We start from the raw sequence: 5,651 nt of genomic DNA, 5'->3' as shown, positions 1-5,651 counted from the left end.
CCGTAAAATCGCCGGTAGCAAAATTTCCATTGGCGACGAGATCGACCGGTACGTTCAAGGTCATGACCAGAGGAGACGAGACCGGGCTCACATTGCCCACACTGTCGGTCGCAGTGGCTGTGAAATTTTCACTGCCGTTCGCTGCTCCTACGATCGTAAACGACCACGCACCGCTGCTGCTCGTGGTTGTCGTGCCCAACGGAGCCGAGTTATCAAACACCGTAATCGTGCTATAGGCTTCCGCCGTGCCGTCTACCGTCAATGTAGTGGGCACAAAGCCGTTCAGATAGTCGTTCACGGTGTCGCCCGAGATCACCGGCGCGGCGGGCGGTGTAGGGTTAGGGTCGGTCGTGATGTTGTTCGTTACGGTGACGTCGCTGGACTCGTTGACGTCAACATTCGTTTCGCCAGCGCTCGATAAACCTGCGTCAGTCACGTTTCCATAGGCGGTATTACCGGTGAGGACTGCATCGCTCGACAGAAATGCCAGGACGCCGGGACCGCTATTGCCGTAGGTCGTGTTGTTTTCGACAAGGAATTGGCCCACGTAGTTGGGATCTAGGGCGGTGGAGCCGGTATTGGTGTCCAGAATGATACCTTCGCCATCGGTAATCGTGCCTAGGCCGGTAGTTGGGACCAACTGGGTGTTATCGAACGAGAGATTACCGCTAATGATAGTATGGACGCCGGGGTTCGTATCCGAGTCCACGGAAGCAGCGATAGAGATCCCACTCGCGCCCCACGCATCCCAATGCGCGTTATCGTACACAACGTTGTTCAGGATCTGCAAGTAGTCCGAGCCCGTCGATGCGATGCCAGCGCCGGGTTCGTTGTAGACTGTGTTATTTTCGATCGTGACGTGGTTGGGAACTACAACACCGGGGTTGGGCGAATTGACGACTATGCCGTTCCCATCGAGGTATTGGTTGCCGGCACTGTATTCGGCCAATGCTTGCGACAGGGTGTAGTTGGCGGCATCGCCCACTACGGTGAAGCCATTGATGACAATATAGGATGCCTGGATGTGGATGCCGTTCCAGGTGCCCGAGCTATTGATGACAGGCGTCTGTCCAGGGGCGGCCTCGAAGATGATTGGCGCGCTCGCAGTGCCGCTGGTGGTAATATCCACTACATCCCCGGCCACCGGCCCCGTATAGGTGCCGTTCATGACCTCAACGATGTCACCGGGCTGCACCAAGTTCGCAGCCGCCTGCAGGGTGGCCAGCGGGGCATTCTCAGATGTGCCGGCGTTGTTGTTATTGCCGATCTCGGAGCTGACATAAAATATCTTCGGCGCAGTGGTGTCGATCTGCGGGCCGGTTTGGGTCAGGCCGCTCAGCGACGGGCTGGCCGCATTGCCGGCGCTGTCCTTGATGGTCGCGCCGTTGAGATTGAGCGCGCTCGCCGCCAATGCCGCCGTATTCTGACCGGCTGCCACGGTGTAAGTGAAAACCAGCGTGTTTGAACCGGAGCCGCTCGCGTAAGTCGCGGTGGCGCCGTCGTTCAGCGTCAGTGTCGGGGTGCCGCCGGTTGTATTGACCGTCACCGCTTCGCTCATGTTGAGCGTCAGCGTGACAGTATTCCCTGCCACGAGGACCGAGCTCGAATTCGATTCCAAGACCGAGCTAATCGTTGGGCCCGATACGGTATCAATTTGCAATGGGCCCGAAAGCGTCGTCACCGCTTCGCCGAAATTGGCAGCCGTTTGTGTTGGTCCTGCAGCTTCCCACTGCCAACCAGTTGCAGTGGACATGTACCAAGTATTCGAACTGTTCTCCTGCCAAACGACGCCATTAGCGAGGGTGAGAGTGACTGCCGAGCCATCCGCGAATTCGACTCCGTTGCGCAAAATGACATAATTACCGCCGCCGGCCGATCCACCGAAGGACCAAACCTTGCCGTTGGCATCTGTCAGCGAACCACCGCTGCCGGCCGTCAGGGTAGATTCGCTGGTCACGGTCGCGCCATTGAGATTGACCGCCGTCACCCCCAGCGCCGACGTGTTTTGGCCGGCCGCTAAGGTGTAGCTGAAAACCAATGCGCTCGAGCCGGAACCGCCGGTATAGGTGGCGATGCCCCCATCGTTGAGGGTGAGAGTCGGCGTCCCGCCGGCCACCGTCACAGCCTCGTTGAAATCTACAGTCAGGGTGATGACATCGCCGGCAGCCAGGTCGCCGGCCCCGGCCGTAATCCCATTGCCGGTTGCCACCACCGACGTCGCCACCGGGCTTGTGAGGACTCCCGGCCCAGTCTGGCTCAGGCCGCTAAGCGACAGGTTGGCGGCATTGCCGTTGCCATCCGTGATCGTGGCGTCGTTGAGGTTTACCAACGTTGCGGCCAAAGCTGCGGCGTTCTCACCGGCTAAAACCGTATACGTGAACACAAGTTCGTTCGTGCCCGAACCGCTGACATAAGAGGCGGTGCCGCCGTTGAGCGTCACTGTCGGCGGGCTATCACTTGTACTGACCGTCACCACTCCGCTCATGGAGAGCGTCACTGTGACGACGTCGCCAACGGTGAGGTCGTCACCGACGGTAAGATCGCCACTCGAGGGAGATATCGCTATCGCGGTGATCTTCGGCGTGGTCATAAATCATGCCTTCCGTCGAATCCGACACTAAGGTTCGAGCTTGCTCTCTCGCCGCGGACGGATGAACGCCCGCAAGTGCACGCATTCGTAAGCCCAATATTTGAAGATGTTGTTGGTGGAGAAGAGAAATTTTTACGCTTAATTGAACGCGCCGCGATCCCATTGCGCAAATGACCGCGCAGTTCGTTCCGATCGATCACCATGCCTATTCTGCTGCCAGGCGCCGCCCGGATCATCGAAGTGAAAATGGCTGTGCCGCTAGCGTCAGTTGAGCCAACCTCGTAAAAATGAGAGCCGGGCCGTGGCGAAGCTTAACAAAGTGCATTGATTTGGTCCCCCATCGTCAATCACAACAATTTCCAACCAAAAGACGGCGCGGCGAACCGGGGTGCTAGCCTCACCGACACTTTCGCAGTCGCGCCGACTTACGTCGATTCCACTTGCCCAAAATAGTTGCGGCCCCTATCCCGCAACGCCAATCCCATCCAAATTAGGGGAACACCACCTCAACAAAAATATGGCTAACATTGAGGGTACCCCCAAACAAGAATATCGTTAATAACCCCTTCAAAAAGGAGGGTTAACCGCACACTGTGGCAAAAATGGAACCCCAAAAAGGCAGGCCGCGGTAATATAATGCCTGCTGCTGATCTGTGCCCCTCTAGCATTACAGTTGCCTTTTTTTGAGATGGGCGCGCCGGGCCGCCGCCTGGTGAGCTCTGCGCCAGAGCGACCATGCGATGATGTGGGCGGGTTGAATCCGCTTTCGAGCGAGCCTGATGGCGATGCGCCGAATTTCCTGGATTGACCATCGGATCAATGCCGAGGCGACGATGGTTTTGTTCTTGCAGTGGTTCGGCGTTTCGTTTTTTTTGGCAGTGGCGGATTGGCATGATGGCGGATCACCGCCATCATCGCGAAGGCGAGCATCGCCATCGATACGTGGCGATGCCAACCATGCCAGGATCGGCTCTCGTTGTGATCGAGTCCGAACTCATTTTTGGCGGTCTCAAAACTGTCCTCGATCGCCCAGCGATGGCCTTCGACCGCAACCAGCGTCTCGATGGTTGTTCCGGCTGGGCACCAGGTGGTGAAGAAGGCGAGGTCACCATCTGCGATGCGACGACGGATCAGCAGGCCGCTTGTCCACAAACCTTCATTTGCCTTGTTGAACTGGCCGGCATCGAGATCGGCCAGTTCGAGATAGCACCAATCATGCAGCCGCGGTCCTTTGGTTCCGTCCCCTGCCGACAGGCGTTTCCAGTCGGATGAACGCCGCGTCGATGCGATTTCCGCGGCGCTGCCAGAGACTGATCGCCGCTTGCCGCAGGATCGGAACACATGAGCGCTGTTGACCCCGAGTACATAGCCTTTGCCTGCTTGGCGTAGTTGCTGTTCAATGTCTGCGACACCGTAGACCGTATCGGCAGCAACCCACTTGAATGGCATAGCCGCGGTTATTGCGCGTGCGATCATTCTCGTCGCGAGCTTTGGTTTGGTCGCAAAGCCCGTGTCGGCAGGCACGTATGTGGCTTCCAGACGATCTGGATCGTCAGTCCATTCCTTTGGAAGATACAACGCGCGATCGATGAACGCATGGCCATGACGCGAAACGTAGGTAGCGAAGACGCCGATCTGGCAGTTCGTGATCTTGCCCGCGGAGCCTGTGTATTGCCGCCCCACTCCGCACGACGCCTTGCCCTGCTTGAGAAAGCCAGTCTCGTCGATCACGAGGACCGCGTCATCATCCGCCAAATGCTCGATGGCATAATCACGGACGATATCGCGCAGAGCATCAGCATCCCAGTCACTCCGACCCAGAATGGCCTGTTGCCGCCATGGACCAGGATCGCCAGCCGCCTCCGCGCGCATCCAGCCGGTCTTGCGTTGCTCATCGCCGAGCAGGCCTTCCAGAAACAAGCCTGCATTCGCCGCAACGCGATCTTGCTTGAACAGCGGACGTATCCGCTTCTTGATCTCTCGAAGCGACGCCGCCCATAACGCAAGGTAAGCGTCCAGCCAACCGCGCCTACCAGGTTGTCGTCAAACGTGAGAAGTTTGCTCATTGATTGGCAAATCAAGGAGCGGCCATGGTGGTGACGACAGTGCTAGCCGGGCGGGTATCGTCAGCCGGCCGGCTTCCAGTTCCAGGGCAGCAGGTCGGCGATGCGATTGATGGGATGGTCGGCGATGCGGGCAAGCACGTCGCGCAAATAAGCCTCCGGGTCGAGGCTGCTCATCTTGGCGGATTATGCCGCCCGCCGAACTATGCCGAACGGGTCCGGTATGGCGCGTGGTTGTCACGCTGGCATCATCGATCGCGTGCACGGCAGCCCGATTCCATTCGGCATAGTCTGGTCGTTCAGAGCGCCTCGAGGAAGGCGAGCAGACGGTCGTTCGGCTGGAAGCGGGTTCGCTTGCCGGGCTCGTACGGCTTGAGCTTCGCCAGGGCAGCCTCCTTGAGGGCGAGGTGGGCGTGCAGGTACGTCTGCGTCGTTTCGACCGATTCATGACCGAGCCAGAGCGCAATCACGGAGCAGTCGACGCCGGCTTGCAGCAGTTCCATCGCAGCGCTGTGCCTCAGCACGTGCGGTGACACGCTCTTGGCCTTCAAAGACGGGCAACTCTCGTGAGCGACACGAACATGCTTTCGCAGCAGCGATTGGACGCTGTCTGCACTGAGCCGGGCCCCGTGCACGTTGGGGAACAACGCTGTTGCGCCTTTCCGTAACGGTTCCTTGAGCCATGCCTGGAGCGCACACCGAGCGAGTGTGGTCAGCGGAGTGATCCGCTCCTTCCGCCCTTTTCCGACGCATCGTACGTGTGCGCCAGACCCGAGGTGGACGGCATCCCGGTCAAGGCCAGTCAGCTCGGAGAGGCGTAAGCCCGTCTGGACCGCGACCAGCAGCAAGGTGTGATCGCGGCGGCCAAGCCACGTCGTTCGATCGGGCGCGGCGAGAACCGCCTCGATCTCGGGGCGCGTCAGGAAGTGCACCTGTCGCTTGTCGTGGCGCTTGCTCGGTATGGCGAGCACGCGCTGGATCAGCGCACTGTGTGCCGG

At 59.1% G+C, this 5,651-nt stretch carries 3 protein-coding genes and 1 pseudogene; all 4 read right to left on the bottom strand.

The window, feature by feature from the left end; translation table 11 throughout:
- A partial coding sequence (locus WCB02_RS26315; protein ID WP_423962687.1) for a beta strand repeat-containing protein occupies positions 1 to 2,590 on the bottom strand: 2,590 nt, incomplete at its 3' end.
- 816 nt (positions 2,591 to 3,406) lie between these two features.
- Positions 3,407 to 4,609 carry an IS701 family transposase gene (locus tag WCB02_RS26310; RefSeq protein WP_423962688.1) on the bottom strand — a complete coding sequence of 401 codons (1,203 nt, stop codon included), beginning with the start codon at positions 4,607 to 4,609 and terminating at the stop codon, positions 3,407 to 3,409.
- 107 nt (positions 4,610 to 4,716) lie between these two features.
- Positions 4,717 to 4,839, bottom strand: a pseudogene (locus WCB02_RS26305) (transposase domain-containing protein); the annotation flags it as partial.
- Positions 4,840 to 4,952: 113 nt separating this feature from the next.
- The coding region (locus tag WCB02_RS26300) for a tyrosine-type recombinase/integrase (RefSeq protein WP_423962686.1) at positions 4,953 to 5,651 on the bottom strand (699 nt) is incomplete at its 5' end.

Source organism: Bradyrhizobium sp., assembly GCF_049581145.1.
Lineage (GTDB): Bacteria > Pseudomonadota > Alphaproteobacteria > Rhizobiales > Xanthobacteraceae > Bradyrhizobium.
The sequence above is the reverse complement of the archived record's forward strand: the minus strand, read 5'-3'. Positions and strand labels throughout refer to the sequence as shown.